Raw genomic sequence first — 26,324 nt, forward strand, 5'->3', positions numbered from 1 at the left:
TTGGTCGGCGCAATCATTTGTTCGACACGATTTCAAACTTGCCATTTTTGACGGTGATCGCAGAGAGGCCCTTTACACCCGCGGGCCCATGTACCTCCGGCGAGAAGGAGTACTGTGAGTTGGCTCCGGCAAAGTCCTGGATATTGGACTCGAGTGAGTTGCGTACGCCGTCTCGGGCTCCCTGAACGTTGCACGGGTCAATTTGTCCACGCGTCAAGGCCTGCTCCATGATGAGTCCCGCGTCCCAGGCGATCGACGCATAGAGGTCGGGCTCCTTGGAGTAGGCCTTAGTCCAGGCAGTCCGGAGTCCTTGAATAGCCTTGTACTGGGCATCATCGCTCGGCAAGGACTCGGCCGCCGTGATCTTGGTGCCAATGAGGAAGGTACCCTCCGCCGCCTTGCCCGCCGCATCTATGTACCCGCGGGCTGCTGCTCCGGAGGAATGCAGAAGCGTCGGCTTGAAGTTAATGTCCTTGGCATTCTGGGCGATTATGGCGTTGGACGGGCTGACGCTCCACACCAGGGTGACATCGGGACTCGTGCGCGCGATGCTGGTCAACTGCGCCGTCATGTCGGTTGCGTCAGGGGCAAAACTTTCCGTCGCGACCAATTCCAGCCCATATTCCTTGACCAAGTTTTTCAGCTCGGCCAAGGGCTCCTGGCCGTAAGCGTTGTTGGATCCGAAGAATGCCACACGCTTCAGGCCCTTCTTGCTGACATACTCCATCTGAGCCCGGAGAACCTCGGCACTGCCGGGGAACAGCTTGAAGGTGTGGCTCGAGTCAGCCGCAGGCTCAACAATCTTTTTGGACGAAGCCATGGAAAGCAGTGGCGTCGAGGAGGACTCAGTGACTTGTTTCATGGCAATGGACTCGCCAGAGGAATTGGTCCCGATCACAACGACGACCTTTTCCTGAAGAAGCTTGCGCGTGACGTTGACCGCCTCGCTTTCGCTACCGGTGCTGTCTTCCGTTAGAAGCTCAATTTTGTGACCGTTGATGCCCCCACCGCCATTGACCTTGTCGACGTAAAGGTTGATGGCATTCTTCTGAGTCTCGCTGATCTGGGCGAAGGGACCCGTCAAACCCGCAACGAAACCAACCTTGTAGGGAGTGTCCGGGGCGCAAACGCCATTAGCGGCCGCTGCGGCATTGTTCCCCCCGCCGCCGCCATAGCCGCCACCGCAGCCTGCAAGGCTGATGCTTGCAGCCACAAAGGCACCGACAGTGGCAATCGTGCGTCGATTTCGCATGCTTTTCATTCTGAAGAAATTCCTATCGTCGTTGGAGAACAAACTTTCATGGAGGCCATATCCGCGCTGAAGGCTCCGAAGGTCGGTCAGGCTCTGAACAGCCGGGGTTTGGAATGTTGATTCAATGCCTCCGGACTTCGCCGAAAACAAGGCCACCCCACTGGATTGTTGCTATAATCGCACTAAACGTACTCATATAGCTCACATGATGCTAGTCACAGAACGTTGCGGCGTCAATCACATTTCACCGTGGGATGCTCGGCGGCATCAACGAACGAACCGTGTGGCCGGGGCGACGTGCGCCGGCCGGCGGCCTCGCAGCTCGTGAGACCCGCTGTTCCGGGTCTTTTTGGGCATGGCAGAGCCCGGGCCGGCGGGCGTGGTCGACGGGCGCGGACACCGCCGCCGACGCCGAAGGGCCCCGTGTTGTCGTCGTCAACATCGGGGCCCGTGGGGTCGCCAAAAGCGCCCAGGAGGCGGCCGGAGCCGCTTAGGGAACAAGCCCTCCGTCAGGAGCCGTGATGCCACGTTGCTCGCGCAGGGGGGTCATGTTCGTGCCGTGTTTTTCGGGCGCGGCCATTTTCTGGGCCGCCTTGCCCTTGTCAGCTCGCGGGCAGGATCCTTCCGGCAACGTCACCGAGGCTGATGAGGGCGCCCTCGGGGCCGGGAGCGGTGGCCGCGATGATGATCTCGTGACCGTCTTCCAGGAAGCTCATTTCCTTGCCGCTTTCCAGGTGCAGCGGCGTGGTGCCGCTCCAGCTCAGTTCCAGGAAGGAGCCGCGTTGGTCGGCTTCCGGGCCGGACACCGTTCCGGAGGCGAAAAAGTCACCGGCACGCTGGCTCGCACCGTTGACCGTCATGTGCGCCAGCATCTGCGCGCCCGTCCAGTACATGTGCGCAACGGGCGGACGGGAAACCGTTTCCCCGTCCACCTTTATTTCCATGCGGATATCGAAACCCCACGGTTCCGTGGCGGAATCGTCCAAATAGGGAGCCAGCTGCTTGGAACGCTCGGGCGGTGTCACCCGGGCCGCGTCAAGCGCCGCGATGGGCACCACCCAGTGTCCAATGGACGTGGCAAATGACTTGCCGAGGAAGGGCCCCAGGGGGACATACTCGAAGGCCTGGATGTCGCGTGCCGACCAGTCGTTGACCAGGGTCACACCAAAAATGTGTTCGCGCGCGGCGGCCAGCGCTACCTCTCCGGCGGAGGCGCTGCCACCCAGGACGAAGCCCAGCTCGGCTTCGATGTCCAACCGCCGCGAAGGACCAAAGCTCGGGGTCCCGCCGGGCTCCGGGCGAAGCCCCTTCGGCCGAACCACGCCCGTTCCGCTGGCCACGATCGTCCCGGCGCGGCCGTGGTAGCCAATGGGCAGGTGCTTCCAGTTCGGGGTCAGCGGTTCCTGCTCCGGCCGGAAGATTTGACCGACGTTGCTTGCATGGTGCTCGGAGGCGTAGAAGTCCACGTAGTCGGCGACGGTGAACGGCAGGTGCAGCTGGACCGAGTCCACGGCATAAACGTCCGACGCCAGTGCCGCCGATGCTTCCGGCGCGGTAAGTGTTTGGGTCAGCAGTGCCCGTAGGGCGTCCCACACAGGGCGTCCGGCCGCAAGCAGCGGATCCAGGTTGGCGCCGTCGACCGCTGCACGCAGTTCCGCACCGGACTCCCCGGCGCTTCCGCCCTGCGCCAGTTCGACGGCGGCGCGCACGTCGAGTACATGGTCGCCGATCCGGACCCCCAGGCGGGGTCCGGCAGCGGTCGGCGGGGTGAATGAGGCGTACGGCAGGTTTTCGATGCCGAAGCCTGGAGTCGCCAGCGTGGCGGCAATGCTGCCCGCGTGAAGCTTTGTCATTTTAGATCCGCTTTCAAGAAGTTGTGTGTGTTGTCGGTGCGGCGGAGGTGCCCGAAAGGCCAGCGGCCAGCAGCCCCAGCTCTTCGAGGCTTTCCGCCGGCTCCTGCACACTGCAGGTGCCAAAGCTGGCAAAGGAGTCGCGCCAGGCAGCATCCAGGGCACCCCCGGAGTCCACGGACAACAACCCCGCGAGTCGAACCGCGTCCACTTCTGCCAGGGCGGCTTCCACCTCGGCTGCCGTGCCTCCATTGCGGGCGACCGCGGTTGCGGCGGCAATATTGAGGAAGCCGTGGTGGTTGAACCCGGTGGCCGGGTCCGTATAGCGGACCGCCCGGTGCAGTCCGGCCGTGAGCTTGAAGGTGATCCCGCGGGCCACGGCCTCCAGGATGGCACCGCCGAGCTCGGGCACGGTCGGGAACAGGCGCGCGTGGATGCCTCCGGTGCGGAATTTCAGTCGGAGCCCGGCCGCGGCCACGGCATCCAGGGCGCCTTCGGCCATCTGGGCTGCCGTCAATTCCACATAGACATCGACGCCCTCGATGGACTGTGCGTCCTGGATGTCTCGCCTCCAGTCGGCACCGGTCTTCAGCTCGATGGCTACGATGCTCAGCTCCGGCCCAACCGTCGCGCAGGTCCGCCGGGCGGCATCGAGATCCCCCGGCAGCACCACCACGCTGACCGCGATCGGCCCGGAGGCAAGGTCATGGGCGGCGGCCAGGGCCTGCGCTTCGGCAAGTGCAGTCAGTGGCAGGATCAGCGGGCCCGCCGCCACATCCAGGGGCGCCTCCCGGCGCAGGATGTGGTCCGCGATGGCCCGTTCCAGGGGCGCCAGCCCCGGGGGGAAGATGGCGGCGTCGTCAAAGAAGCCGCCGAACGCCTCCGGAATTTCCGTTGCTGCCTGCGGGCTTTGCCTAGTCATTGATCCACCGACCGCCCGTCCAGGACGAAGCATATTTGCCGTCGTCGCTCACCAGCGCGGCTTCCCCAAGATCCAGGGGGCGGAAGGTGTCCACCATGACGGCCAGCTCGTCAAAGTATTCCGCACCAAGGCTGCCCTCGACGGCGCCCGGCTGGGGGCCGTGGGCATGGCCGCCGGGGTGGATGGAGACGGACCCCTTGCCGATGCCCGAGCCCTTCCGGGCCTCGTAGTCCCCGTCCACGTAGAACATGATTTCATCCGAGTCGACGTTGGAGTGGTAGTAGGGAACGGGCACGGAAAGCGGGTGGTAGTCGACCTTGCGGGGGACGAAGTTGCAGATGACGAAGTTGTTGCCTTCGAAGACCTGGTGCACGGGCGGCGGCTGGTGGACCTTGCCGGTGATGGGCATGTAGTCGTTGATGTTAAAGACATACGGGTACAGGCAGCCGTCCCAGCCGATGACGTCGAAGGGGTGCTCGGGAACCGTGTGGATGGTGCCGGCCAGGCCGTTGGGGCCAGACCCGCGGTGCTTGATGTAGATATCCACGTCCTGCTCATCCACCAGGAGCGTACCTTCGGGCCCACGCAGGTCCCGTTCGCAGTAGGGTGCATGCTCGAGCAATTGGCCGCGCTTGGAGAGGTATTGGCGGGCCGGGCCAATGTGGCTGCTGGCTTCAATGAAGTAAAGCCGCGTCCGGGCGCCTTCGGGAATGACCCAGCGATGAGTGGTGGCCCTCGGGATGATGATGTAGTCGCCCTTCGAAACGGGCAGTGCGCCGAAGACGGTCTCCACGACGGCGTCACCGTCCTCGACGTAGACGCATTCATCGCCCACTCCATTGCGGTACAGCGGGGAGGTCGTCCCGACGACGGCGTAGCTGAGGCGAACGTCGCCATTGCCCAGGAACAGCCGGCGGCCCGTGACGGCATCAACGGTGGCGGCATCCTCGTCGCTGAACAGGTCGTGGAGCAACAGGTGCCGCGGGATCAGGGGTGCATTCGGGGTCAGGGTCTGATCCGGCAGGTCCCAAATCCGGGCACCGACCAGGGACGAGGGAATGTGGCGGTGATAGAGCAGGGAGGAATCTGATGAAAATCCTTCCTCGCCCATGAGCTCCTCGTAGGCAATCGCCCCATTTTCCTGCTTCATGAGGGTATGTCGGGTCTTGGGAACGCTACCGAGTTTGCGATAGTAGGCCATGAACTATTCCTTCCATTGGAGTCGGGCGGCACATGTGTGCCCGAGACTGAACCTGAACACGCTTTACAAAATCATAAACACATGTACAAAATAAAGCGACTTTATTTCCTAGAATCTCTAGACCCACGGGACGTGCAGCATGACTGGCAGCAACCACGGTGACTCGTCGCCGACTCCGACGCGCGGAGGACGCGCCAGCGCAGCCGCCGACTCCCCCGGTGCCGACCTGGACTACTTTTCCTTCGTGGAGCTGGCCAGCAGGCGCCTGGATGAGGAGATCCCCGACAACGACGGCGCGGCCAATCGGGTCATCCTCACGCTCAGCCGGGCCGCCAGCCAGATAGTCTACGATCTGGAGGCTTCGGCGCATCGCCCCAGAGGCCACTCCTGGGCCAGTTTTAGGCTCATGTTTGTACTCTGGCTGGCGGGCCCCATGGAATCCGGGCGGGCCGCGAAGCTGGCGGGCATGAGCCGGGCCGCGGTTTCAAACCTTGCCACCACCCTGGTTGGACGGGGACTGCTGCACAAGGATCCCGTCCTCAACGATCGGCGGGCCGTCACCTTGTCCCTGACCGAAACGGGACTGGGTGAGGTACGGACCGCCTTCCAGGAGCAGAACCGGCGCGAAACTCTCTGGGTCTCTGCCCTGACGCCGATTGAACAGCAGTTGCTGACGATGCTGCTCGAGAAAATGATGGCCCATCGCAGTGTCGTCGGGGCGCGTGCGCGGCAGTAAAGCATCTCGTGGCCGAGAGTAATTTAGTTCAAGAATGTACAAAACGTGGGGTCAACGCTTGGACACCTTTCCCATCAGGGAGGCAAGGGGGCGCAGGAAGAGCGGCCGGGCCAGCAGGCATGCTGCCGAGATGACCACCAGCGAACCCAGGAACAGCCAGAATCCCAGCCAGCCGCCGTCGTCCGTCGCGGCGTAAATGTGGTTGAGATTGTGCAAGGCTCCGGTGGTGAGCACCAGGAACACGTGCATCACCACGAAAAACACAAAGAACAGCATGACGGGGTAATGGACGGCCCGGGCCAGCGTGATCGGGTAGGCCCGGTTAAGACGCTTGGCGTTCTGCGGCCAAATGCCCGACATCCGCACACCGGTGAGGAAGGCCAGGGGCGCGGCCACAAAGACGACCAGGAAATAGGACAGCAGCTGCAAGGCGTTGTAGGAGACCCAGCCATTGTCCGTGGGCCAGTCGAGTGAGGCATACTGCAATCCAGCCGACAGCGCGTTGGGAAAGACATCCCAGCCGGTCGGCACGATCCGCATCCAATGGCCCGTGACGGCCAGCAAAACAACAAACACGAGCCCGTTCAAAAGCCACAGCACATCCATGCAAAGGTGCAGCCACAGATCCAGGCTGATCTTGGCCGGATTGCCCCTGGTCCGCAGCAGGCCCGTATTGTTCCTGGTCCAATAGGCCTCCGGTCGCGGATTCGCCCGAACCCGCCAGCCCGATCGAATGATCAGCACGAGGAAGAACACATTCAAGAAATGCTGCCAGCCAAGCCAGGGCGGCAAGCCGGTGGGCGCGGTCTCGGGCAGGGTCGCGTGCCCCGGATAAGCGGCCAGGAATCCATCGACGCCTCCCGAGCTTCGCAGCCACTTCGCCACCAAGACCGTCAGGACAAGGAGCACCACGGCTGCCGCCGCGATGCCTGCCCTCCGGGCGCCCGGTCCAATTTGGGACAAGAATTTTTCCTTGGACGGGTTCGTCCGTGACGTCACCACGCAGGTTTCCTTTCTCACAACAAAAAATAATCAGTCCGCTCCGAAAGCCGCCGCGGGTCTCCCGGGGCGGCGGGAACCGAATGTGGGGTGGGCATCACGATTGTTGCCCAACCCCAGGCAAAGTAGCCGGAGTTCAACAGCGGGGTGTCCACCAGCCCGGGGTGGATGGAGTTCACGGTGATGTTCTGGTCCGCGAATTCCAGGGCGCCCACCTTGGACAGGCCGCGCACACCCCATTTGCTGGCCCCGTAGCCTGCTGCGAAGTAGCCCAGCAGGCCGGCGATCGAAGAGATGTTGACAATGGAGCCGCCGCCCGCTTTGTGCAGTAGGGGCGCCATGGTCTTCATGCCATAAAACACGCTGGTGAGATTGATGTCCATGACGCGATGCCAGTCAGCCGGCGAGGTTTCCATGATGGTGCTGCGGTGGCTGACCCCGGCGTTATTGACCAGGCCGTCCAGCTTGCCGTCGCTTTCCTTGATAGTGGCGGCAAGCTCCTCCCACGCGCGGAAATCAGTGACGTCGAGGCGATGGAACTGCGCCGCACCGCCTGCCTGGCGGATTTCCTCGGCAACGACGGCTCCTTGTTCGGAGATGTCGGCGACCCAGACCTTGGCGGATTGCCGGGCTGCGGCGTGTGCTTCGGCACGGCCCATGCCGCTGGCGGCACCGGTGACCAGGATGCTTTTTCCCGCGAATTCGTTGTGCATCTTGTTCCTTTCGAGGGCATTAGTTCCCTGGCAATTCGATTCCCTTGGTCTCCTTGATGAAGAAGACCGCAATTAGGGTGAGCAGGGCGCAGAAGACAAAGTATCCGGCCGGGGCCATTGAGTTGCCCGTCAGGCTGATGAGCAAAGTGGCAATGAAGGGTGCCGTCCCGCCCAGGAACATGTTCGTGACGTTGTTGCCGAGTGCCAGTCCGCTATAGCGCACCGATGCCTTGAGCATTTCGACATAGGCAACATAGGACGCGCCGTTGACGATCGAGACGCAGATAAAAAGCACCGACTGGGCGATGACGGCCTGCCAGGCAACACCGCCGGACATCATCGTAAACATCGGAACTCCGAGGATGACGGCGGCGGCGGAGCCGACGAGGATCACGATCTTGCGGCCGAATTTGTCGGCACAAAAGCCGGCGATCGGAAGCGTGATGACGCCCAGGATCAGGGCCAGCGAGGTTGAGAGGAAGGCAACCTGGGGCGAGAGCCCGCCGACGGTCTGCAAGTACGTAGCTGCGTAGACCGACGCGATGTAGTACCCGCCGGTGATGAGCGCGCCCAGACCTATGATCTTGATGAGGCTGGCCTTGGAGGTGCGCAGGAGCTCCTTGATGGGCAGCCGCGCAATCTCGCCCTTTTCCTCAAGCTTCTCGAACTCAGGGGTGTCTTCCATCTTGTTCCGGATGATGACACCGATGATGCCGATCGGCAGGCTCAACAGGAAGGGAACACGCCAGGCCCAGTCCATGACCTGCTCGGAGGTGAACGCCGAGTTGATGCCAAGGGCAACGAGCGAGGCGATGAGGGAGCCCATGTAGGTACCCGTGTTGACCATGGAGGTCTGGGTGGCGCGCCACTTTGCCGGGGCTGATTCAGCCACGAAGGCATTGGCGCCGGCCAGTTCACCGCCGGCTGCAAAACCCTGCAGGCAGCGGCACAAGACCAGGAGGATGGTCGCCCACACGCCGAGGGTGGCGTAGCTGGGCAACAGGCCCATGAGCACCGTGGCCGCAACCATCAGCAGAATGGTCCAGGACAGTGCCTTCTTGCGTCCATATTTATCGCCCATGTGCCCGAAGAAGATGCCGCCGGGGACGCGGAGGAAGAAGGCTACGGCGAAGGCCGCAAAGGTGCCCAGCAGAGCAGCGGCGGGGTCATGGGAAACGAAGAACTGGGCCCCGATCATGGTGGCCATGTAGCCGTACATGCCGAAGTCGTAGTACTCAACGACGGTGCCAACGACCGCTGCCTTGATGACCTTGGACGGTTTTTGCTTCGGCTTTTCCAGGTGCGCGGCCGGTGAGGCCTGCAGTGTTGTATCCATATTCATTCCTTGGGTTTTGGAAACCATAAGACGCCTGTGCCGACCGGGCGGGCAGTCCGGTAGTGGCGCCAGGTGGATGTCGTACCGGTTCAAAGAGGGGGGCGGTCGATCGTTCGATGCGTACGATGACCGTTTTGTGGCGAAACTCCATGTGCTAATAACGCAACACGCTTTCGCTTCACCGCAGTCTATGTGCGCCAGTTCACCAAATGCAAGACGGGGTAGGTCACATTCCGCCCGAAAGCGCACGCGTCGACACGGCCGTTCCTTTCGACTTTGTGAGACAGCCCACGTGGGCTACAGTTGGATTCGCACATGGCGTGCGTTTATCGCAAGTAACGAATTAGACTAGGGCCGTCGGGGCTCGTGGAGGCATTGGTGAACGATTTTGAGCTAACCCTGTTGGCGGTGCTTCAGCTGTACGGGGCGCAGTCCCGTGCCATTGACACGGGCGCGGCCCAGAGCTGGGCCGACACGTTCACGGCGTCGGGCCGTTTCGAATCGCCCACGTACCCCGAGCCTGTCGTGGGGCGCGAAGCGCTCATCTCCTTCGCCGAGGGTTTTACGCGCAACACCCCTCGGGCTCGCCACGTCATCACCAATGCCCACCTCACCGAAATGATTTCGGCACGACAGGCAACCGCCGCTGCTTATTTGATGGTCGTTCAGACCTCTGAGCAGGGGGGCGTCCAGATTCTCCGACTGACAACCATTGAAGATGAGCTCGTAATGACCGACGGCGTATGGAAGGTTTCGCGCCGGCGGGTCACCTTGGAAAACAAAGGAAAGTAAACAATGACTACTACAACCGAGAACCCGACCCGCAGCATCACTGCTCCGATGCTCGCGATCCACCCCGAGATGGCGGGCAAGGTCGCTGTCATAACCGGTGCCGCCCGCGGCATGGGTGCGGCTTTTGCCCGCGGACTGGCCCGCCAGGGCGTCAACGTCGTCGCAGCCGATATCAATGAAGCCGACGTGGTGCAAACGGCCGCCGACATCACGGCGGAGTTCGGCGACAACGATTCTGCCGGCAAGGTGATTGGCGTAGCCGTTGACGTCACGGTCCCCGAGGCCCACGATGCCGTGCTGCGGGCCGCCCTGGACGAGTTTGGCCGGGTGGACTTCTGGATCAACAACGCCGGCATCTTCCCGCAGGCAGACATCTTGGACATCTCTCCGGCGCAAATCAATTCGACCTACCAGGTCAACCTTAACGGGGTGCTCTTCGGTGCGCAGACTGCGGCACGCCACATGAAGGAAAACGGCGGCGGTGCCATCGTCAACATGGCCTCGGTCGCCGCCGTTCGTGTTCGCGTGACCCGCGGTGCCTATAACTCCAGCAAGGCCGCAGTCAAGCATCTGACGAGCTGCCTCGCCGTCGAACTTGGACCGCACAACATCCGCGTCAATGCGGTGGCTCCTGGCTTCATCGACACGGAAATGACGCGTTGGGTGCACGATCAGCCCGGCGCCCTGGACAACGCCCTGGGCACCATCCCACTGCGCCGCATTGGCGCTCCGGAGGAAGTCTTTGGCGCCCTCTTGTTCCTGCTCTCCGACAGCGCCCGATACGTCACCGGAACCACCGTGGCCGTCGACGGCGGCTCGCAGCACATTTAGCCGCTCCACCTGAAAGCGTCAAGGATAGACAGGAAAGCTCAATGGATTACGACCTCATTGTTATAGGCGCCGGCGGCGCGGGCCTTGCAGCAGCCGTAACCGCTGCACAGGCCGGCATGTCGGTCATCGTCTTTGAATCCGAAGCCGAAATCGGCGGTTCCACCCAGCTGTCGGCCGGGATGCTGACGGCAGCCGGAACCAGTGTCCAGCGGGAATTGGGCGTGGAGGATACGCCGGAACGCTTCTACCAGCACTACATGGACCTCAACCAGTGGCGAGTGCTGCCCGGGCCCACCATGACGTACTGCAAGGAAGCCGCAAGCGTCGTGGAATGGCTCAAGGAGCTGGGCCTGGAACTGCCGGCACAGAAGTCCTCCACCGCCCATGAACCCGGCCTGACCCGTGCCGGCGTCGAAGACATCTGGCGCGGCCACGTCCCCCGGGACCAGGGGTACGGCCTGGTCCAGACCTTGGATCGGGCACGCCGCGGCCTGGACGCCGAGCTGGTCTTGAACACCCGCGTCAGCGAAATCATCGTCGCGGACGGAAAAGTCCGCGGCGTCATTGCCGATGACATCGAGGTCACCGCCCCCAACGTCCTGGTGGCCAGCGGCGGGTTCGGGCAAAACCCGGAGCTGGTGGCCAAGCTGTATCCCGAGGCCCTGGGCGCCGGTTCCTACGGTTTCTCGGTCGCAGCTGCGGGCAGCCGGGGTGACCACATCGGCTTCGCCGAGCAGCACGACCTCGCCCTGTTCGGCCATGGTTGGGGGCTACTGCTGGTTACTGCTTCCTTCCAGCGCTACCATCACTGGCAGAGCGGCTTCCCGCCGGCTTCCCGCATGTATGTCAACGCCCAGGGACGCCGTTTCATGGACGAGGACGCACCCTACGCCGTCAGCCCCGGAATCCTCAAGGACAACGATGGATTCGCCTGGGCCATCTTTGACGAATCCGCCCGCCTTGGCCTTCCCTCCGGCTATGCGGACTGGAACGCCGAAAACGTCCTGGACCAGGTCGCGGCCGGGATGGTCCACTCCTCCGATTCCCTGGCCGGTCTTGCGGCAGAGATTGGCGTGAACCCGCGGGCGCTGGAGGCCAGCACTTCCCGGTTCAACCACCTCCTGGCCGGCGGCGTGGATTCGGATTTCCTGCGCCACCAGACGTTGACGGCCAAGGGGGCCGACCCACACCTTGCCCCGATCGAAAAGGGCCCCTTCTACGCCGTGAAGATGGTCCCGGGCGAACTGGTCTGCACCCACACGGGGTTGCAGATTGATGAGAACGCCCGTGTCCACAATCAGTTCGGGGAGCCCGTTGAGGGACTGTACGCGGCCGGCGAAGCTGCCGGTGGCGTCCTCGGCGAACGTTACGTTGGCGGCGGCAATTCGGTGGCCCATGCCTTGACCTTTGGCCGCATCGCCGGCCTGCATGCCGCCACCCGGGCACTGGACGCAAGGCACGCATCGGGACAAGTGCCGGCGTAGCTGCCCGTCCCACCGGCCGGCCGAACAAAGGCAAATAGCGAGAGGAAACCATGGAAATTGCAGTACTGATAAAACAAGTTCCCGACACCGCATCGCCGCGGACCCTTGATCCACACACGGGACGCATCACCCGGGACCCGTCCGAAGCCGTCGTAGACGAAATCAGTGAGCGGGCACTCGAAAAGGCCCTCCAGCTGCGCAAGGCCAATGGCGGCGAAGTGACCGTCATCGCCATGGGCCCGGAGAAGGCCGTCGCGGCGCTGCGGCACGCCCTGGCGATGGGCGCGGACCGTGCGGTCCACCTCAGCGATGAATCCTTTGCCGGGGCGGACCTGGTCCGGACGGCCCAACTCTTGGCGACCGGCATTCACTCAACCGGCCCCTTCGATCTGATCATCGCGGGAAATGCGTCCACGGATGGTCGCGGGGGTGCCATTCCCGCCATGCTGGCGGAACTGCTCGATGTGGCCCAGGCCACCTCACTTCAAGCCTTTGACGTGATCGGCGGCGTCTTGACGGGCGAGCGCGTCCTGGAAGATTCCATCCAAAGGATCCAGGCCACGCTTCCGGCCGTGGTCTCGGTGACCGAGCAAATTGCCGAACCGCGATACCCGGGCTTCAAGGGCATCATGATGGCCAAACGCAAGAAAATTCTCGGGCTCGACGCCGCCGCGTTGGCCGGCTGCTCCCCCGCCGCAGCCGGCGGCCTGATCGGCACGAACGTCGTCCGATCGGTCAGTGAAAACCCCTCCAGGACGTCCGGAGAAAAGTTTGCCGACGACGGTTTCGCCGGAGTGCGGATCTCGGACTATATCACAGCAGAAGGACTCGTATGAGCACCAAGGACGTGCTGGTCCATGCGGACCACGCCGAAGGAACGCTGGACCCGGCATTCGTCGGAATACTTGGAGCAGCCGGACAAATTGGACGGCCGGTGGCGGTGGTGGCCGCCACAGCCCACCATCTGGACAGTCTCATCGAGCAGCTGAGGCTGACCACCGTGGGAGCCGTGTATGCCGTCGAAATTCCGGCCGGTGAACAGCTGATCACCACCGAACTGGCGGCCCTGGCTGCCGCACTGGATCACCTCGCGGACTCAGACGGAGCCGAAATCGGGGCAATCCTCTTGCCCTCCGGCATCAAGAGCCGGGAGCTGGCCGGCCGCCTGGCCGTTCGCCGCAACCTGGGGTTGATCATTGACGCCATTGCCGTCGAGCTCGCCGATGGAGCCGTCGTGGCCAGCCAGGCTGTTCTCGGCGGCAAGTACACCGTTGCTTCGGGTGTCAGCCACGGCGCCCCGGTGATCTGCCTGCGCCCGGACACGGCGTCCTCCGACGTCGCTTCCCCGGCCGCCGCTGTCGACTGCGCGATCACCCGGCTGGGCATCGACGGGCCCTCTGCGGCCGATGCCACGGTCCTGTCCACACAGGCACAGCGGGTCGCCGATGGCCGGCCGGAGCTGAGTTCCGCGCCAATCGTCGTCGGCGGCGGGCGCGGGCTCGGCTCAGCGGAGAACTTCGCCCTTGTCCAGGACCTGGCCGAGGCTCTCGGGGCGGCAGTCGGCGCATCCCGCGCCGCCGTCGACGCCGGCTATTGCGACCGCAGCCAACAGGTGGGGGAAACAGGGCAGATCATTGAGCCGGAACTGTACATCGCCATTGGCATCTCCGGAGCCATCCAGCATCGGGTGGGCATGCAGAACGCCAAGAGGATCATCGCCATCAACACGGACGCCGAGGCCCCAATATTTGGCATTGCCGACCTGGGCATCGTGGGCGACGCGTTCACTGTCATCCCGCAGTTGATGAAAGCCCTACAAAACAAGGACCTGGTAAACGCATGAGCCTGAGCGAGAAGCAAGCCATCACCGAGGTTCTCTACCGGTATGCGCGCGCCGTGGATCGAAAAGACTTCGCCGCCGTCGCCGCGTGCTACTTTCCGGACGCCAATGACAACCACGGCGGCTACAACGGCACCGTGGACGGGCTGGTCGAGGACATGAAGGTCCGGCACCGGACCATCGACTCCTCACAGCATTTCGTCACCAACGTACTCATTGATTTGGGAATCGATAGTGCCGACGTCGAATCCTATTGCCTATGCTACCTGCGCCAAGAAAAGGAACCCGGCGCTCAATCACAACTTCTTTCGACCATCCGATGCCGTTATGTGGACCGCTTTGAAAAAAGGAACGGAGAATGGCGGATCGCCGATCGAATTGTCGTGTTTGACGAATCACGCCAGGAAATAATCACGGATGCGCTGGACCCCCATTGGGTTATTTCCAGGCGCAATTCCGAGGACCCGGTTTATACTCGGCTCCCCTAGTCGGGGTGGCCACCCTGGAATAAGTGGTCCCTGGATTTCGTGGTGCCGTTTGTCAGGCGCCACGAAATCCAGGGACTTTTTCGTGCTCGGTGCAATGTGTCAGACCGTCATGAATTGCCGCGGGCGCTCACCGAGCAGCCCACCGAGTTCTGCGGCGGAGCGCAGCACCTCAGGAGCACAGACCTCCAACATCGAGGGACGGAAAACGGTCACGCCGATACTGAAGTCAACAATGCCGCTTCCGGAGGGAACGTGAGCGGACAGGCCCCACGCCGAGGGGATGACCTCGCCGCTGGAAACGGCGTAACCGCGTGAGCGCGCCTCGGTCACCTCGGGGCGTTCCCCTTCCACCGGGGGACGCGCCGCCAAGATGGCCAATCCCCCCGATCCCTCGTCGATGGGATGGACCTGACCGGCGCGGAATGCAATGTGCGCCACGGCGCTCGTGGGTTCCATGACCAGCAGCGCCTGAGCCTGGCCATGACCTGTGGCCACAATCAAGTGGGCAGTGGCCCCCAGCTTGTCGGCCAGAACCTGAAGCAACGGCCGGGCCACCTTGCGCAGGTCCTGATCAACTGATTCTGCCAGTCTGATCAACCCAATAGCCGGGGAAATTAATTTCATATCCGAGCGCTTGACAAGATTGTGGCGTTCAAGCGTGCCGACTAATCGGTGCGCAATGGTGCGGTGAACCTCAAGGTGTTTGGCAACCTGGGTCAGCGTCACGCCAGCTGGATGGTCCGATATATATTCCAGCGCCAGGAGCCCGCGATCAAAGGTCTTGGAGATGGCCGACTCCTGTACCGCTGTTTCCGACATTGGCACAACAGATTCCTTTCGCCCGTATTAACTGCCTCATCATAACATTGCGTGCGATTATCGCAACCGGCACGGTTCAGCATGACGACACTGTTCAAAGACTCTTTTCCGACCTGAGGCTCGGTGATGCGGGCCCAACAGGATGATTGACCGCACAATGGAACCATGACTACTATCCCTGCAGCCACGCGCCGAGCCCTGTGGGTGTTGACAGCCCTGTGCGGGTTGTTGACCATAGCGGCCGTCTTGTTGGTTTCCGTGCGGCCGGGCCCGGCTACACTGCCTGCCGGGCAGCCTGCGGCCGCCGCCCAGGCCTACATCAACGCCTTCCTGGACGAGGACTGGGATACCGTGCGCCACTTGTCGGTCCAGGATGGAGAGCAGCGGTGCCCCAGTTACGACACCGACGCCAGAATGGGGATTGACGTGCTCGAGGTGACCGAGCATTCAGATAGCGCCCAACTTCGGGTACGCATTACCAATTCAAACCTGAACGGGCCATTTTCCCTGGCCGAGAACTCCTATGAGGATACGTTCGAAATGAAGCGACAGGACGGGCAGTGGAAAATCAGCCGCGCCCCGTGGAATCTGGCCTTGTGCACGGACAAGGAAATGGGGTTCTAGACGTGTCCATTGCAAAGACTGCCGCACCCACTCCGGCAGTGGTCAACGTTCGCCAAGTAGTTGTCCACCTGTTGCTCTTCATCCTGCTGATGCTTTTCGCCACCGGCCTTGCGAACCTGTTCACCTCTTCGTTCAAGGGCTTCGCCGTTGAACGGAACGCACCGGCACAGCTGCCGTTGGCGCTGGCCTTCACCCTGGTTGCCGGTCCGCTGGCATGGCTCTTGTGGCGCAGGATCGCCCCGTCCCTGGTCCGGGAAGCAGGATCCACCTCGGCGGCCTGGGGGTTGCAGGCGGCCGCCGTCTACGTGGTGGCACTTGTCGTCGGCGGCAACTCCCTGCTGGCACTCCTCGGTACCCTGGCCGCTGGGTACACGACAAGCTGGAGCGATAACCTCGGCATGGGATTGGCCTGGGGCCTGCTGTTCGCCTGGCAGTACCGGGTGCTGCGGAATCCGCGATACTCCCCGTCTCGGTTGCACGGCCTGGCCTGGGTCCTGGGCAACTACTACACCCTGGCGGTGGCGACTTTCGCGCTGGTGGCGTTGCTGCGGTCCTCGCTCAAAGCCATCCTCCCGACGGATCAGCTCATCCCATTGCTCGACGGTGGTTCGTGGCGGGAATTTGCCAACCTTCTTGTTTGGGTGGTTGGTGCCGCGGTGCTGTGGGGGTGGCATTGGTACCGGCTCGGGGTGCGCTCCATGGACACCGGCCTGGCCACCGTCATATTGCTGGTCTCCATCGGATTCGCGGCGGCCGCAGCCCTGCTCGGGCTGGCGTTCGCGCTCGGTGCCGCCCTGCCGATTCCCGTGGACCCGGCATCCATCTGGGAGCGCGTGGTTGATCAGCTGCCGTTGTCCGGGGCCTTGGCCCTGGCAGGATTCATGGTGTGGATCTATCATGCCGCTGTGCTTCGCCAGCACGCCAGCACCCCGAGCGAATTCGGACGCCAGGTGATCAGCGGCATTGCACTGTCGATCGGCGCCACCGGCTTCGGGATGGTCATCCACGCCATGCTCTCCGCCTTTTCCCCTTCGTTGGTCGGCAACGATCCCCAAGACGTACTGCGTGTGGGACTCGCACTCTTCACCTGCGGCGCCGTGAGCTGGGTGATGTTCTGGCGGCCGCTCTCCCCCGCCGCGGCAGCCGCCCGCCGCATCTACCTGGTGCTGTTTTTCGGCGTCAGTGCGGTCGTGGCCCTGGTGGCGCTCCTGGTGGTCGGCTACCGGGTCTTCAGGTTCCTGATTACTCCCGAGCTGGCCGGACCGAGCCTGATCGGAGAGACCAGCGCGGCACTCGGGCTGCTGATTGCCACCGCCGTCGTGGCCACCTACCACTTCGTGTTGTGGCGATCCGACCGTGCGGAGATGGAGCCGGTGACCGCCCAGGCGGAACCGGCGGTGGACACCGTAACCAGCTTGAACAGTGTCACGGTGGTGGCCGACGCACAGTGGTGGCGGGCGCTGCAACTGCCGGAAGAGGTGGCCCAGAACTGGAAGTTTGCCGCCCGCACCGATCAGCGGGGTACGGGCCCGACCGACCCGGCCGCGCTGCTTTCGGCTCTTAGCGCCTTGGGTCCGTCCGTGGAACACGCATTGGTGCTTGTCGAGGACGGGACGGTCCATGTGGTGCCGATACAGTCGTCCCTGTCTTAGCGCAGGCCCTCCTTCAAGGCCTCCCGGCTGTCGCGCCGGGAACGGACGTACCGTCGCGTGGCGTGTGAATTGTGACGGAACCAACCGCCCATGAGACCTCCCCGTGTCCTACGGTCCGCCACTTCAATAAACTCGTTGCATGAGTGAGACTGCCGCCAATTCCGTGACCCTCCGTTTCCTTGCGGCCCCCACCGACGTCGGGCACAGCGGCTCCGTGGATGCCGGCACCGTGCTGGAGTGGGTGGACAAGGCCGCCTACGCCGCCGCGGTGGGCTGGGCCAAGTCCTATTGCGTGACCGCCTACGTGGGCAACATCCACTTCGCGGACCCCGTCAACAGCGGCGACATGGTGCACGTGGAGGCGACCATTGTCTACACCGGCCGGTCCTCGATGCACATCCGCACCGTCGTCTCCTCGGGCGACCCCATGGGCGGCACCCCCACCATGCGCAGTCAGTGCCTGGTCATATTCGTCGCCGTGGGTGCGGACGGCAAACCCGTGCCGGTAAGGCCGTTCGAACCCGCCACGCCGGAGGAGATCGAACAGCGCGATCATGCCCTGGCCCGCATCAAGGTCCGCGAAGAGATCGTGGCGGCCATGAAGGCCCAGGAATACACCGACGCGGGCACGGCCGAACGCGTGGTCCTGCGCTTCATGGCCGCCCCCACGGACGTGAACTGGGGCGGCAAGGTCCACGGCGGCATCGTGATGAAGTGGATCGATGAAGCCGCCTATGTGTGCGCCTCCCGGTACTGCGGAAAGGACACCGTGGCCGTGTTCTCCGGCGGCGTACGGTTCTACCGGCCGCTGCTGATCGGCCACCTCGTGGAAGTCGAGGCCCGGCTGGTCTACACGGGGACCAAGGGCATGCACATCGCCGTCCACGTCCGCTCCGGCGATCCCAAGGGGCGCGAGATGAACCTGACAACCTACTGCCTGACCGTGATGGTGGCCCGGGACGACGCCGGCACCTCCGTCCCGGTCCCCCCTTGGGTTCCCGTCACCGAAGAGGACAAGCGCCTGCACGCCCATGCCCGGGAACTGCTGGAAATCCGCGGCCGGGCGCCGGGAAACAGGCTCCCAAACCACCTGCTGACGGCTGCAGGCCCGACGGCGACAAGCCCGTAGGCTGTGTCCGTTTCCCCGCGATGAAAGGAGCCTGCGGCATGTCACTGATCCTCGTCACCGGCGCGTCGGGCGGCCTGGGACTCGCCGCCGCGACCGCCCTTGCCGACGCCGGGCACGACGTCGTCCTGCACGCCCGCAATGCCAGCCGCGTCAGGGACAGCTCGCGCATGCGGGAGGTTCTCTACGCCGATCTCGCCGACCTGAAAGAGACCGTTGCCCTCGCCCAGCGGGCGAACCGCATCGGCCGGTTCGATGCCGTCATCCATAACGCCGGCGTCCTCAACGGCCCCGACGTGTTCGCCGTCAACGTCGTCGCCCCGTATGTGCTCACGGCGCTGCTGACGCCGCCGGGCCGGTCGATCGTGCTCAGCAGTTCCATGCACATGGCAGGTTCCGGCGATCTCGGCTCAGTTAACCTCTCCGGGGCCGGAAACCGCGGCGCCTACGAGGACTCCAAGCTCTATGTCACCGCGCTGGCCATGGCCCTGGCGGACCGGCGCCCGGACGCGCTGGCGCATGCCGTGGACCCGGGCTGGGTGCCGACACGCATGGGCGGCCGCGCCGCTCCGGACAGCCTCGAGGAAGGCCACCGCACCCAGGAATGGCTCGCCACCGCCGATGAGACCAAGATCAGCCCGCGCTCGGGCGGATATTGGTATCACCGCCAGCGACGTCAGCCGCATCGCGCCGCCCACGACCCCCATTTCCAGCGCGAACTTCTGGACAAACTCGCAGCGCACACCGGCATCGCCTTCCCCGCCGGAACCGCCTGACCCACAGCAACCGGGGCCGCAGGGGAGGGCGGTGGTCTCCGAAATCCACTACCACCGGTACCACCAAAACTATTGCCGCAGGAAACAGCGAGTCCTACCCTTGACCCAGCGGGGCTTCCGACAATCGTCACATGGCCCCCTTCACATGTCTGGAGATCCTGGAATGCGTAAAAATTTCCTCGGAGTGTCCATGGTGGTCGTCGCGGCGGTGGTCGCGGCGGTCACCAGTGCGGGCGCCGCCAACGCCGCCCCGGCCCCGAAACCGATTCCAAACTCATCACCCGGGTGGCTCACCCACGGCAAGAACCTCGGCACCACCTCCCCGAACTCCCCCGTCAGCGTGCGCGTCTACCTTGCCCCGAACGGCGGGGTCAACGCCCTGAAGGATGCCGCGACCGCGGCCTCCAGCTCCCACCACTTCCTCACGCCGGCGCAGTATCACGCGCAGTTCGACGCCACCGCGGCGACCGTCGGCGCCGTCAGCGGCTGGCTGACCGGCTCGGGTCTTCGGGTCAAGGCGGAAGCGAACCACCGCTACCTCGACGTCACCGGCAGCGTGGGCGCGGCCAACAAGGCCTTCGGCGTCACCATCGCGAACTTCAGCCACGACGGCCTCAGCGTCCAGGCGCCCACCGGGCCGGCGAGCGCCCCCGATTCCGTCGCGGCCTCCATCATCGCCGTCTCCGGGCTGGACACGACCGTCTCGATCGTGGAACCGCGGACCAAGAAGCCGTCGCCGCCCAGTGACGGCTTCCGCAACGCGCCGGTCTGCTCGCACTGGTACGGCGACCAAAACCCGACGACGCTGCCGACGCCGGATGGTACGGCCCTGCCGCAGTTCAACGGCGCCACGCTGCCCTACGCCCCGTGCGGCTACACCGGGCCGCAGCTGCGCAACTCCTATGAGGCCGGTGCGGCAGCGGGTCTGGACGGGCGCGGCGTGACCGTCGCGATCACCGACGCCTACGCCTCCCCCACCATCGAAGCCGACGCGAACCGCTACGCGACCGACACGGGCGACCAGCCGTTCGCGAAGGGCCAGTTCACCCAGAACCTGCCCCGCTCATTTACCCAGGTGCACGCCAACAAGTCGCCGCGGCAGTGCGACGCGTCGGGATGGTACGGCGAGGAGACGCTCGACGTCGAGGCCGTGCACGCCATGGCGCCCGCCGCGAACATCCGCTACTACGCGGGCGCCAGCTGCCAGGACACCGACCTCCTCGACACCTTCAGCCGGATTAACGACGACGGCGTCGCGACCATCGTGACGAACTCGTGGGGCGGCGTCGGCGACCTCGTGCGGCCGGCACTGCTTCTTGCCTACGAGACCGCCTTCCTGCAGGGTGCCACCGAAGGGATCAGCTACACGTTTTCGACGGGCGACTCGGGTGACGAGGCGGCGTCCGTTGGCTCCCCCCAGACGGACTACCCCGCATCCGATCCGTACGTGACCGGCGTCGGCGGCACGTCAACGGCCATCACGCCGACCGGCATCACGGGCGAGACCGGTTGGCAGACCACCAAGTACGGGCTCGCCAATGGTGCCTGGGCGCCCACCGTGCCGTTCCTCTACGGCGGCGGCGGCGGATACTCGTCGAACATTGCCGAGCCGGACTACCAGACCGCGGCCGGCGTCCACAGCCCGAACGGCGGCCGGGCGCTGCCCGACGTGTCGATGGACGCCGATCCGACCACCGGCATGTTGGTGGGCCAGACCCAGAATTTCACCGGCACCGCGGCGTACGACACCTACCGCATCGGCGGGACGAGCCTCGCCTCGCCGCTGTTCGCGGGCATGACCGCGCTGAAGATCCAGGCCAGCGGCCACGGATTGGGCCTGCTGAACCCGACGATCTACGCCGACCACTCGGGGTTCCGGGACGTGACCGGTGCGGGCATCGATGCGGGCGCCATCCGGGTCGACTTCGTGAACGGGCTGGACGCCGGCGACGGGTACGTCTATTCCGTGCGCTCCTTCAACACGACGAACACCACCCTGAAGGTCGGCACCGGCTGGGATAGCGAAACCGGCTGGGGCAGCGCCCGGGCCGGCTGGCTCACGCCCGCCCCGTAACGCGGACTGAGCACTACAAGGGGAAGGGGGCCGGTCGACGCCGGCCCCCTTCCCCGCGTCCTGCCAACAGTGGCGGCCGGCTCAGTGCCGGCGCGCCCACCAAAACTCCAGCTGGATGTTGTCCGGGTCGCGGAAGACCAGGGCTGCGCCGTTGGCCGTGTCCTCCGGCGCGGAGTGCACCACGTCCAGGGCCGTGAGCTGTTTCTCCCAGGCGTCCAGGTCCGCCCGTTCGGCCACGCTGAACCCGATGTGGTCCAGGCCAACGCTGCGGTCATCAAATGTGGTCACCGGCACGGCCGTGTGCTGGTTGAGCCCGATGATCAGCCCGGTGGCCTGATGCACAAGCACAATCATGATGCGGTTCTCGAGGTCGGCCCGGCGGACTCGCCGCAGCCCCAGCACCTCGCAATACCATCGCGCGCTGGATTCAGCATCGTTAACGGACAGGTCTATGTGCGACGGCGTGCCAAAGTTGGGCATGAATTCCTCCTATTGATCCTTTTGAGCATAACCCCAGGCCCCGGCACCGCCGGTGGGCGCGGCGCCGGCTCATCCGGTTCAATACAGCATGGCCGCCATGCAGCCGACGGCCGCCACGGAAGCGAGGGCTTCGACGGCGTGGGCCGCGCCGGCGCCACGGGCTGCTCCGACTGCCCCGCGCACCACGTACACGGAGAACACGGCGAAGGCGACGATGCCGGCCGTCAGAACCCAGACGGGTGCCCCGAGACCGCCGTGCGCATGCGCACCCAATGGGGCAAGAAGGTCGCCGGGGGCGTCGGCGTGAATAAACAGGACAAGCACCCCCATGGCCACGCTTGAAACGCCGCGGTGCAAGTCCAGTGCGGTGGAGAACTGATCGACGGCAGGCCCGCGTCGCGTTCGCACTCCCGATGCCGCCGCGGCCGCGGGTCCACCCACAACCAGGATCAGTGCCCAAACAGCGTTGGGCAGCAGGGTCACCGACGGGACGGCAACATCCACCATCGCGACCGCCATCGCCGCCATGACGAACACATCCGACGTCGGTCGCCACGCGGCTGCCCTGCCGCCCCGGGCGGCGGCCAGGGAACAACAAAGACCGATGACCGTGAAGATCACCATGCCCACGGTGGACGCCAGATGAAGCATTGGAGACATCACACACCCTCCCGCGAAGGGTCCCATGCGGCCAGTGCCGCCGGGTCCAAGGTACCAAGAAGTCAAGCCCGCCGCTAGGAAAGCAGCCCCTCAATCCGTCTGCCGGGCCTGATATCCGCATGGATGCAGGCCCGGCTTCGGCGTGCTATTCCAGCGACATCTCCGGGCGGCGGCGAGCCAGGATCACCCCGCCGGCGAAGGTGGCCGCGAGCAGGCTCAGGATCCCGATGGCGATGGGAACCGAGTCCCCCACGAGTCCGGGCAGGTTCTGCAGGACCAGGCCGAACACGGCCAGGAGTCCCGCCAAGGCGAACGCCGGAGCGACGAACACGCGGCCGGCACTATAGGTCAGTTCGTTGTTTCGGCGTTGCTTGGCGAAGAACACAAGAATGGCGATGGTCGTGCCCAAGAGGAGGACAATAAACCCGACCGTGGTGGTGCCGGCGAACCATGCGTACAACTCATTGACGGGGTCCAGGCCGATGATGGCCGCACCCACCAGGAAGACCACGGCGACAATTGATTCGATGCCGGAGGCAATGTGCGGCGAGCCGTGCGCGTCGTGCGGCTTGCCCAGCTTGGCCGGCAAGGCGCCGCGATGGGAGAGGGAGAACACGTAGCGCGAGACGATGTTGTGGAACGACAAGACGCAAGCGAAGAGGCTGGTGATGAACAGCACCTCCACGATGTGCGCCGTGGTGGTGCCGAGGTAGCGCATGGTGGCATCCGGCAACAAGGCCACGGGGTTGGTCTGGGACATCTTGAGGGCGGCATCGTCGCCCCAGGCGGAGATCAACGCCCAGGTGGAGAGAACATAAAAGACGCCAATCAAAATGACCGACAGGTAGGTCGCCCGAGGGATCGTCCGGTTGGGATCTTTCGCCTCATCGCGGAAGACGGCGGTCGCCTCGAAGCCAAGGAAGCTCAGGAACGCAAAGAGCAGGGCCAGGCCGGGCGCACCGGACATGACGACCTCCGGGACGACGAGACCGGTGGACATGCCGCTGTCACCGCCGGTCAGGAAGACGGCCGCGTCGAGGGCCAGCACGATTACCACCTCTGCCACCAGTAGCACACCCAGGACGTGCTTGGAGAGGTTGATGTTGCGGTGACCCAGGTAGGTCACGCCCGCACATGCCACCAGGGCACCCACGATCCAGGGGACGTAAATGCCCCACGACTGGAAGAGGCTTTCCACCCCTCCGCCGAGCAATCCGTAGACGGCAATGACCTCGGCGAGGTAGGCCAGCACGGCGATAAATGCCGCGCCGAACCCGATCGAGCGACCAAGTCCCTTGCCGATATAGGAGTAGAACGCCCCCGCATTTGGCACATAGGGAGTCAGGGCGGTGAACCCGATCGCGAAGAGCAGTAGAAGTACAGTGCACAGCGCGAAGATGGCGGGGAAGCCGGCGCCATTGCCAAGGCCTATGCCGATCGGAACCGTGCCCCCCATGACGCCCAGGGGCGACGCGGCCGCGACGACGATAAACACGATGCCCCAGACACCCAGGGAACCGCGTAGCTTCCGAGGACTGGACGTGTCAGCCTGTTTTTCCGGTCTTGGAGCGATGGTACCCGGGGCGCCAAATGTTGAATCAGAACTACTGGTCATTTTGTATCCTTTCAACGGGGGTATTTATTAAAGAGACCTTTTCTCATTCAGGTGAAATCCGATCGTCAACCGCAGTGGCAGCTGTCCTCACCGGCCCCACAATGCTCACTGGCGGACGCCGGAACGTTGAGCGTTGGGTTTCGGTCGAAGAAGCCGTACGGCTTCAACGTGAATTTTGAATAGTCCACCGGCATGACGGGCCAATCCTCCAGGCGGGGGAAGTGCGTGGGCCCGAAGGTGTGCCACAGGACCACGTCCTGGTCCTCCAGCGACCGGTTCGCCGCCATGTATTTCGGCAAGCCGTCACCACCCGGGTTCTGGTTGACGAGGTCTCCGGCCGGGTACTGCTCATCGGCCGCGTATTGGGTCACCCACAGCTGCTTCGTGGTGAAGGCCGCCCGGGAGGCAATGGAGGACGCGGGATCCGCCAGGAGCGTGGGGTTCTGTTCCGGGTACAACACATACCCCACCGGCCGGCCCAGGCGGTTTTTCTTCCCCCTGTTGACGATGTGCCAGCTCCGCCCGACCGCTGCGTTGGCGTCCCGGGCACCGTCGGACTCGGTGCTGATGACCGTCGATTTCGAGGTGAAGCCATTGCCCCAGGGATTCCCGGCACCCATCGGCACCCGCTGCGCGTCCACTTCCAGCACCGTATTGTCGGTGCCATCGATGGTCATGTCGAGTCGGGCACTGAAGAGGTGCTGATGGTAAGGCGCACCCAGACCCGGCGCGATTTCGCTGGCGAACGGATAGCCTTCGCCCTGGTAGGCCGACGTGAAGACGACGCCCGTGAGCTTGGCCTCACACTCGATGGTGCCGTCAAGGTAGAGGTACCAATAGAAACCGTAATCGTAGTTTCCGATCGTGGTAAAGAAACTGATCACCAGGCGGCGGTTGCGGCGAACCTCGCTCACCCCCGTGTACCCATCGGTGTGCTTCCAGAGGGTTCCGTAGTCCTCTTCATGCATGCAGACGGCGTTCTTGATGACCTTGGGAACACCCAGCTCGTCGCTGAGAACAGCGTCAAAATAGGTGATTTCCCCGACGCAGTCGCAACCAAGTTCAAGCGAGTTGACCGAGCGGCCGAATAAATACTCACCCGTGTCAAAATAGTTCTGCCAATACCTGGTGGCGGATGGATCCCCATAGGGGACCACCATTTCCGCAATGGAGCCGCGGTACATGACGGGCCGGTCCACACCCTCATCGGCGTAGGAGAGCTGGCGGATGATGAGGCCCTCGCGGGCGTCGTAGCTAATCCCGAACTTCCAGTTCGCCCATTCCACCCGACTCCCGTCAACGGTGAAGGAGGGGCCGTCGGGCTGCGTTATCCGAATCGGCTTGAGACCGGTGAGCGGCGGCCCCTGCTGCTGCGGATCCTGAAAGTTGCCGGGCTCCTCGGGGATGCTGAACGTCCGGTCATCGACGATCCGGTGAACGGTCCGTTCGATGGTGTCCACATATGCGCACAGGCCGTCGATCGGATGCGCCCAGGGATGGTCCTCCGGATGGTTCTGCACAAACGACACGACACGAATGATGCGTTTGCCCACCTCGTCTTCGTGCCCGAAAACACCGGCGGAAAGGGACACATAGACGGTCTTGGCCGGGTCGACGCCCCGGGCGTCCAAGGCGGCCAGCCACTCGTCGTTTTGGAGCAGAATCGGCCCGACAATCTCGTATTCCTCCTCGAGAATCGGCAGCTGGCCCGCTGTTCCGTCAATGGTCTCCCGGCTGATGACTGCCTGCTCGTCAAGTGAAACCACGGCGTCCGTGGCAACCCCGTCCCCCGTATTCAGGAGCAGGACGCGGGCCAGGCGTGCCGGAAGAGGACCCGTGCCGGCTTCCGCGGCGAGCACCTTGACCTTCTCGGGTTCCTTCAGCCCCACATATCCAAATCGGGTGTCGGGGCGCACCAGTCCCGCCTCGGAGAGAATCTTGCGAATCTGGTTGATCTCCCCGCCCGTCAGGCTGGCGAGAATATCCCGTTTCACGGTGTCCACGAGGGTGGTTGAGTCTTCAATTGCGGTCATGACAGCTCCTTTGTTCTGCAA

At 64.0% G+C, this 26,324-nt stretch carries 24 protein-coding genes; 12 read left to right on the plus strand and 12 right to left on the minus strand.

Annotation, left to right across the window (positions count from 1 at the left end):
• Window positions 1-13: 13 nt before the first annotated feature.
• From AB4Y80_RS12745 to AB4Y80_RS12760, 4 genes are all read right to left on the minus strand, one after another.
• Entirely contained in the window at window positions 14-1,402 is a 1,389-nt protein-coding gene (locus tag AB4Y80_RS12745; RefSeq protein ID WP_442214576.1) for an ABC transporter substrate-binding protein, read from the minus strand.
• Window positions 1,403-1,854: 452 nt separating this feature from the next.
• On the minus strand, window positions 1,855-3,105 hold the full coding sequence (gene fahA / locus AB4Y80_RS12750) for a fumarylacetoacetase (RefSeq protein WP_442214578.1): 1,251 nt from the start codon (window positions 3,103-3,105) through the stop codon (window positions 1,855-1,857).
• A gap of 13 nt (window positions 3,106-3,118) precedes the next feature.
• Window positions 3,119-4,024, minus strand: coding sequence for a hypothetical protein (locus AB4Y80_RS12755; RefSeq protein WP_442214579.1), 906 nt, complete (start codon window positions 4,022-4,024; stop codon window positions 3,119-3,121).
• Window positions 4,017-5,225, minus strand: a complete 1,209-nt coding sequence (locus AB4Y80_RS12760; protein WP_442214580.1) for a homogentisate 1,2-dioxygenase — start codon at window positions 5,223-5,225, stop codon at window positions 4,017-4,019. The genes AB4Y80_RS12755 and AB4Y80_RS12760 overlap by 8 nt, the downstream gene beginning before the upstream one ends.
• A gap of 139 nt (window positions 5,226-5,364) precedes the next feature.
• Here AB4Y80_RS12760 and AB4Y80_RS12765 point away from each other — a divergent pair, with 139 nt between their 5' ends.
• Window positions 5,365-5,961: a MarR family winged helix-turn-helix transcriptional regulator gene (locus AB4Y80_RS12765; protein ID WP_442214581.1), complete on the plus strand. Its 597-nt coding sequence runs from the start codon at window positions 5,365-5,367 to the stop codon at window positions 5,959-5,961.
• Between the two features lie 51 nt (window positions 5,962-6,012).
• On the opposite strand, the gene AB4Y80_RS12770 is transcribed toward AB4Y80_RS12765, so the two are convergent.
• The 3 genes from AB4Y80_RS12770 to AB4Y80_RS12780 all read right to left on the minus strand — a co-directional run bounded on the left by AB4Y80_RS12770 (window position 6,013) and on the right by AB4Y80_RS12780 (window position 9,009).
• Window positions 6,013-6,915 carry a cytochrome b/b6 domain-containing protein gene (locus tag AB4Y80_RS12770; protein ID WP_442214649.1) on the minus strand — a complete coding sequence of 301 codons (903 nt, stop codon included), beginning with the start codon at window positions 6,913-6,915 and terminating at the stop codon, window positions 6,013-6,015.
• Window positions 6,916-6,977: 62 nt separating this feature from the next.
• The gene (locus tag AB4Y80_RS12775; protein WP_442214582.1) at window positions 6,978-7,673 is read right to left on the minus strand and encodes an SDR family NAD(P)-dependent oxidoreductase; all 696 of its coding nucleotides are present in this window, start codon (window positions 7,671-7,673) and stop codon (window positions 6,978-6,980) included.
• Window positions 7,674-7,692: 19 nt separating this feature from the next.
• Window positions 7,693-9,009 (minus strand): MFS transporter, encoded by a 1,317-nt coding sequence (locus AB4Y80_RS12780; RefSeq protein ID WP_442214584.1) that lies wholly within the window; start codon window positions 9,007-9,009, stop codon window positions 7,693-7,695.
• 378 nt (window positions 9,010-9,387) lie between these two features.
• On the opposite strand from AB4Y80_RS12780, the gene AB4Y80_RS12785 reads away from it, so the two are divergent.
• From AB4Y80_RS12785 to AB4Y80_RS12810, 6 genes are read left to right on the plus strand one after another with little or no spacing between them, the layout of a single operon-like run.
• Window positions 9,388-9,801 carry a nuclear transport factor 2 family protein gene (locus tag AB4Y80_RS12785; RefSeq protein WP_442214585.1) on the plus strand — a complete coding sequence of 138 codons (414 nt, stop codon included), beginning with the start codon at window positions 9,388-9,390 and terminating at the stop codon, window positions 9,799-9,801.
• 3 nt (window positions 9,802-9,804) lie between these two features.
• The gene (locus AB4Y80_RS12790) at window positions 9,805-10,632 is read left to right on the plus strand and encodes an SDR family NAD(P)-dependent oxidoreductase (RefSeq protein WP_442214587.1); all 828 of its coding nucleotides are present in this window, start codon (window positions 9,805-9,807) and stop codon (window positions 10,630-10,632) included.
• 41 nt (window positions 10,633-10,673) lie between these two features.
• Window positions 10,674-12,116: an FAD-dependent oxidoreductase gene (locus tag AB4Y80_RS12795; protein ID WP_442214588.1), complete on the plus strand. Its 1,443-nt coding sequence runs from the start codon at window positions 10,674-10,676 to the stop codon at window positions 12,114-12,116.
• A gap of 50 nt (window positions 12,117-12,166) precedes the next feature.
• Window positions 12,167-12,952 carry an electron transfer flavoprotein subunit beta/FixA family protein gene (locus AB4Y80_RS12800; protein WP_442214590.1) on the plus strand — a complete coding sequence of 262 codons (786 nt, stop codon included), beginning with the start codon at window positions 12,167-12,169 and terminating at the stop codon, window positions 12,950-12,952.
• Window positions 12,949-13,959: an electron transfer flavoprotein subunit alpha/FixB family protein gene (locus AB4Y80_RS12805; protein WP_442214591.1), complete on the plus strand. Its 1,011-nt coding sequence runs from the start codon at window positions 12,949-12,951 to the stop codon at window positions 13,957-13,959. The genes AB4Y80_RS12800 and AB4Y80_RS12805 overlap by 4 nt, the downstream gene beginning before the upstream one ends.
• Window positions 13,956-14,444 carry a nuclear transport factor 2 family protein gene (locus AB4Y80_RS12810; protein ID WP_442214592.1) on the plus strand — a complete coding sequence of 163 codons (489 nt, stop codon included), beginning with the start codon at window positions 13,956-13,958 and terminating at the stop codon, window positions 14,442-14,444. Before AB4Y80_RS12805 ends, AB4Y80_RS12810 begins: the two co-directional genes overlap by 4 nt.
• Window positions 14,445-14,543: 99 nt before the next feature.
• On the opposite strand, the gene AB4Y80_RS12815 is transcribed toward AB4Y80_RS12810, so the two are convergent.
• Window positions 14,544-15,263, minus strand: coding sequence for an IclR family transcriptional regulator (locus tag AB4Y80_RS12815; protein WP_442214593.1), 720 nt, complete (start codon window positions 15,261-15,263; stop codon window positions 14,544-14,546).
• A gap of 165 nt (window positions 15,264-15,428) precedes the next feature.
• Here AB4Y80_RS12815 and AB4Y80_RS12820 point away from each other — a divergent pair, with 165 nt between their 5' ends.
• The 5 genes from AB4Y80_RS12820 (at window position 15,429) to AB4Y80_RS12840 (ending at window position 21,515) form a co-directional block, all read left to right on the plus strand.
• The gene (locus AB4Y80_RS12820) at window positions 15,429-15,887 is read left to right on the plus strand and encodes a hypothetical protein (protein ID WP_442214594.1); all 459 of its coding nucleotides are present in this window, start codon (window positions 15,429-15,431) and stop codon (window positions 15,885-15,887) included.
• A gap of 2 nt (window positions 15,888-15,889) precedes the next feature.
• Window positions 15,890-17,539: a DUF5671 domain-containing protein gene (locus tag AB4Y80_RS12825; protein WP_442214596.1), complete on the plus strand. Its 1,650-nt coding sequence runs from the start codon at window positions 15,890-15,892 to the stop codon at window positions 17,537-17,539.
• Between the two features lie 139 nt (window positions 17,540-17,678).
• Window positions 17,679-18,668 carry an acyl-CoA thioesterase gene (locus AB4Y80_RS12830; protein WP_442214597.1) on the plus strand — a complete coding sequence of 330 codons (990 nt, stop codon included), beginning with the start codon at window positions 17,679-17,681 and terminating at the stop codon, window positions 18,666-18,668.
• 38 nt (window positions 18,669-18,706) lie between these two features.
• Window positions 18,707-19,441: an SDR family NAD(P)-dependent oxidoreductase gene (locus AB4Y80_RS12835; RefSeq protein WP_442214598.1), complete on the plus strand. Its 735-nt coding sequence runs from the start codon at window positions 18,707-18,709 to the stop codon at window positions 19,439-19,441.
• Between the two features lie 163 nt (window positions 19,442-19,604).
• The gene (locus AB4Y80_RS12840; protein ID WP_442214599.1) at window positions 19,605-21,515 is read left to right on the plus strand and encodes a S53 family peptidase; all 1,911 of its coding nucleotides are present in this window, start codon (window positions 19,605-19,607) and stop codon (window positions 21,513-21,515) included.
• Window positions 21,516-21,596: 81 nt separating this feature from the next.
• Here AB4Y80_RS12840 and AB4Y80_RS12845 read toward each other — a convergent pair whose 3' ends face one another.
• The 4 genes from AB4Y80_RS12845 to AB4Y80_RS12860 all read right to left on the minus strand — a co-directional run bounded on the left by AB4Y80_RS12845 (window position 21,597) and on the right by AB4Y80_RS12860 (window position 26,303).
• On the minus strand, window positions 21,597-21,995 hold the full coding sequence (locus tag AB4Y80_RS12845) for a VOC family protein (RefSeq protein WP_442214601.1): 399 nt from the start codon (window positions 21,993-21,995) through the stop codon (window positions 21,597-21,599).
• A gap of 78 nt (window positions 21,996-22,073) precedes the next feature.
• Window positions 22,074-22,655, minus strand: coding sequence for a hypothetical protein (locus tag AB4Y80_RS12850; protein WP_442214602.1), 582 nt, complete (start codon window positions 22,653-22,655; stop codon window positions 22,074-22,076).
• 145 nt (window positions 22,656-22,800) lie between these two features.
• Window positions 22,801-24,270 carry an APC family permease gene (locus AB4Y80_RS12855; RefSeq protein ID WP_442214603.1) on the minus strand — a complete coding sequence of 490 codons (1,470 nt, stop codon included), beginning with the start codon at window positions 24,268-24,270 and terminating at the stop codon, window positions 22,801-22,803.
• A 65-nt stretch (window positions 24,271-24,335) separates the two neighbouring features.
• Entirely contained in the window at window positions 24,336-26,303 is a 1,968-nt protein-coding gene (locus AB4Y80_RS12860) for a primary-amine oxidase (RefSeq protein ID WP_442214604.1), read from the minus strand.
• Between the last annotated feature and the right edge of the window lie 21 nt (window positions 26,304-26,324).

It is taken from the genome of Specibacter sp. RAF43, assembly GCF_052114065.1.
Lineage (GTDB): Bacteria > Actinomycetota > Actinomycetes > Actinomycetales > Micrococcaceae > Specibacter.

Coding starts and splice junctions, on each gene's coding strand:
- AB4Y80_RS12805 (WP_442214591.1), top strand. CDS start 12,949: ATGAGCACCAAGGACGTGCTGGTCCATGCGGACCACGCCGAAGGAACG.
- AB4Y80_RS12780 (WP_442214584.1), bottom strand. CDS start 9,009: ATGGATACAACACTGCAGGCCTCACCGGCCGCGCACCTGGAAAAGCCG.
- fahA (WP_442214578.1), bottom strand. CDS start 3,105: ATGACAAAGCTTCACGCGGGCAGCATTGCCGCCACGCTGGCGACTCCA.
- AB4Y80_RS12860 (WP_442214604.1), bottom strand. CDS start 26,303: ATGACCGCAATTGAAGACTCAACCACCCTCGTGGACACCGTGAAACGG.
- AB4Y80_RS12765 (WP_442214581.1), top strand. CDS start 5,365: ATGACTGGCAGCAACCACGGTGACTCGTCGCCGACTCCGACGCGCGGA.
- AB4Y80_RS12795 (WP_442214588.1), top strand. CDS start 10,674: ATGGATTACGACCTCATTGTTATAGGCGCCGGCGGCGCGGGCCTTGCA.
- AB4Y80_RS12840 (WP_442214599.1), top strand. CDS start 19,605: ATGCGTAAAAATTTCCTCGGAGTGTCCATGGTGGTCGTCGCGGCGGTG.
- AB4Y80_RS12810 (WP_442214592.1), top strand. CDS start 13,956: ATGAGCCTGAGCGAGAAGCAAGCCATCACCGAGGTTCTCTACCGGTAT.
- AB4Y80_RS12845 (WP_442214601.1), bottom strand. CDS start 21,995: ATGCCCAACTTTGGCACGCCGTCGCACATAGACCTGTCCGTTAACGAT.
- AB4Y80_RS12800 (WP_442214590.1), top strand. CDS start 12,167: ATGGAAATTGCAGTACTGATAAAACAAGTTCCCGACACCGCATCGCCG.
- AB4Y80_RS12820 (WP_442214594.1), top strand. CDS start 15,429: ATGACTACTATCCCTGCAGCCACGCGCCGAGCCCTGTGGGTGTTGACA.
- AB4Y80_RS12790 (WP_442214587.1), top strand. CDS start 9,805: ATGACTACTACAACCGAGAACCCGACCCGCAGCATCACTGCTCCGATG.
- AB4Y80_RS12835 (WP_442214598.1), top strand. CDS start 18,707: ATGTCACTGATCCTCGTCACCGGCGCGTCGGGCGGCCTGGGACTCGCC.
- AB4Y80_RS12850 (WP_442214602.1), bottom strand. CDS start 22,655: ATGTCTCCAATGCTTCATCTGGCGTCCACCGTGGGCATGGTGATCTTC.
- AB4Y80_RS12775 (WP_442214582.1), bottom strand. CDS start 7,673: ATGCACAACGAATTCGCGGGAAAAAGCATCCTGGTCACCGGTGCCGCC.
- AB4Y80_RS12760 (WP_442214580.1), bottom strand. CDS start 5,225: ATGGCCTACTATCGCAAACTCGGTAGCGTTCCCAAGACCCGACATACC.
- AB4Y80_RS12855 (WP_442214603.1), bottom strand. CDS start 24,270: ATGACCAGTAGTTCTGATTCAACATTTGGCGCCCCGGGTACCATCGCT.
- AB4Y80_RS12815 (WP_442214593.1), bottom strand. CDS start 15,263: ATGTCGGAAACAGCGGTACAGGAGTCGGCCATCTCCAAGACCTTTGAT.
- AB4Y80_RS12830 (WP_442214597.1), top strand. CDS start 17,679: ATGAGTGAGACTGCCGCCAATTCCGTGACCCTCCGTTTCCTTGCGGCC.
- AB4Y80_RS12755 (WP_442214579.1), bottom strand. CDS start 4,024: ATGACTAGGCAAAGCCCGCAGGCAGCAACGGAAATTCCGGAGGCGTTC.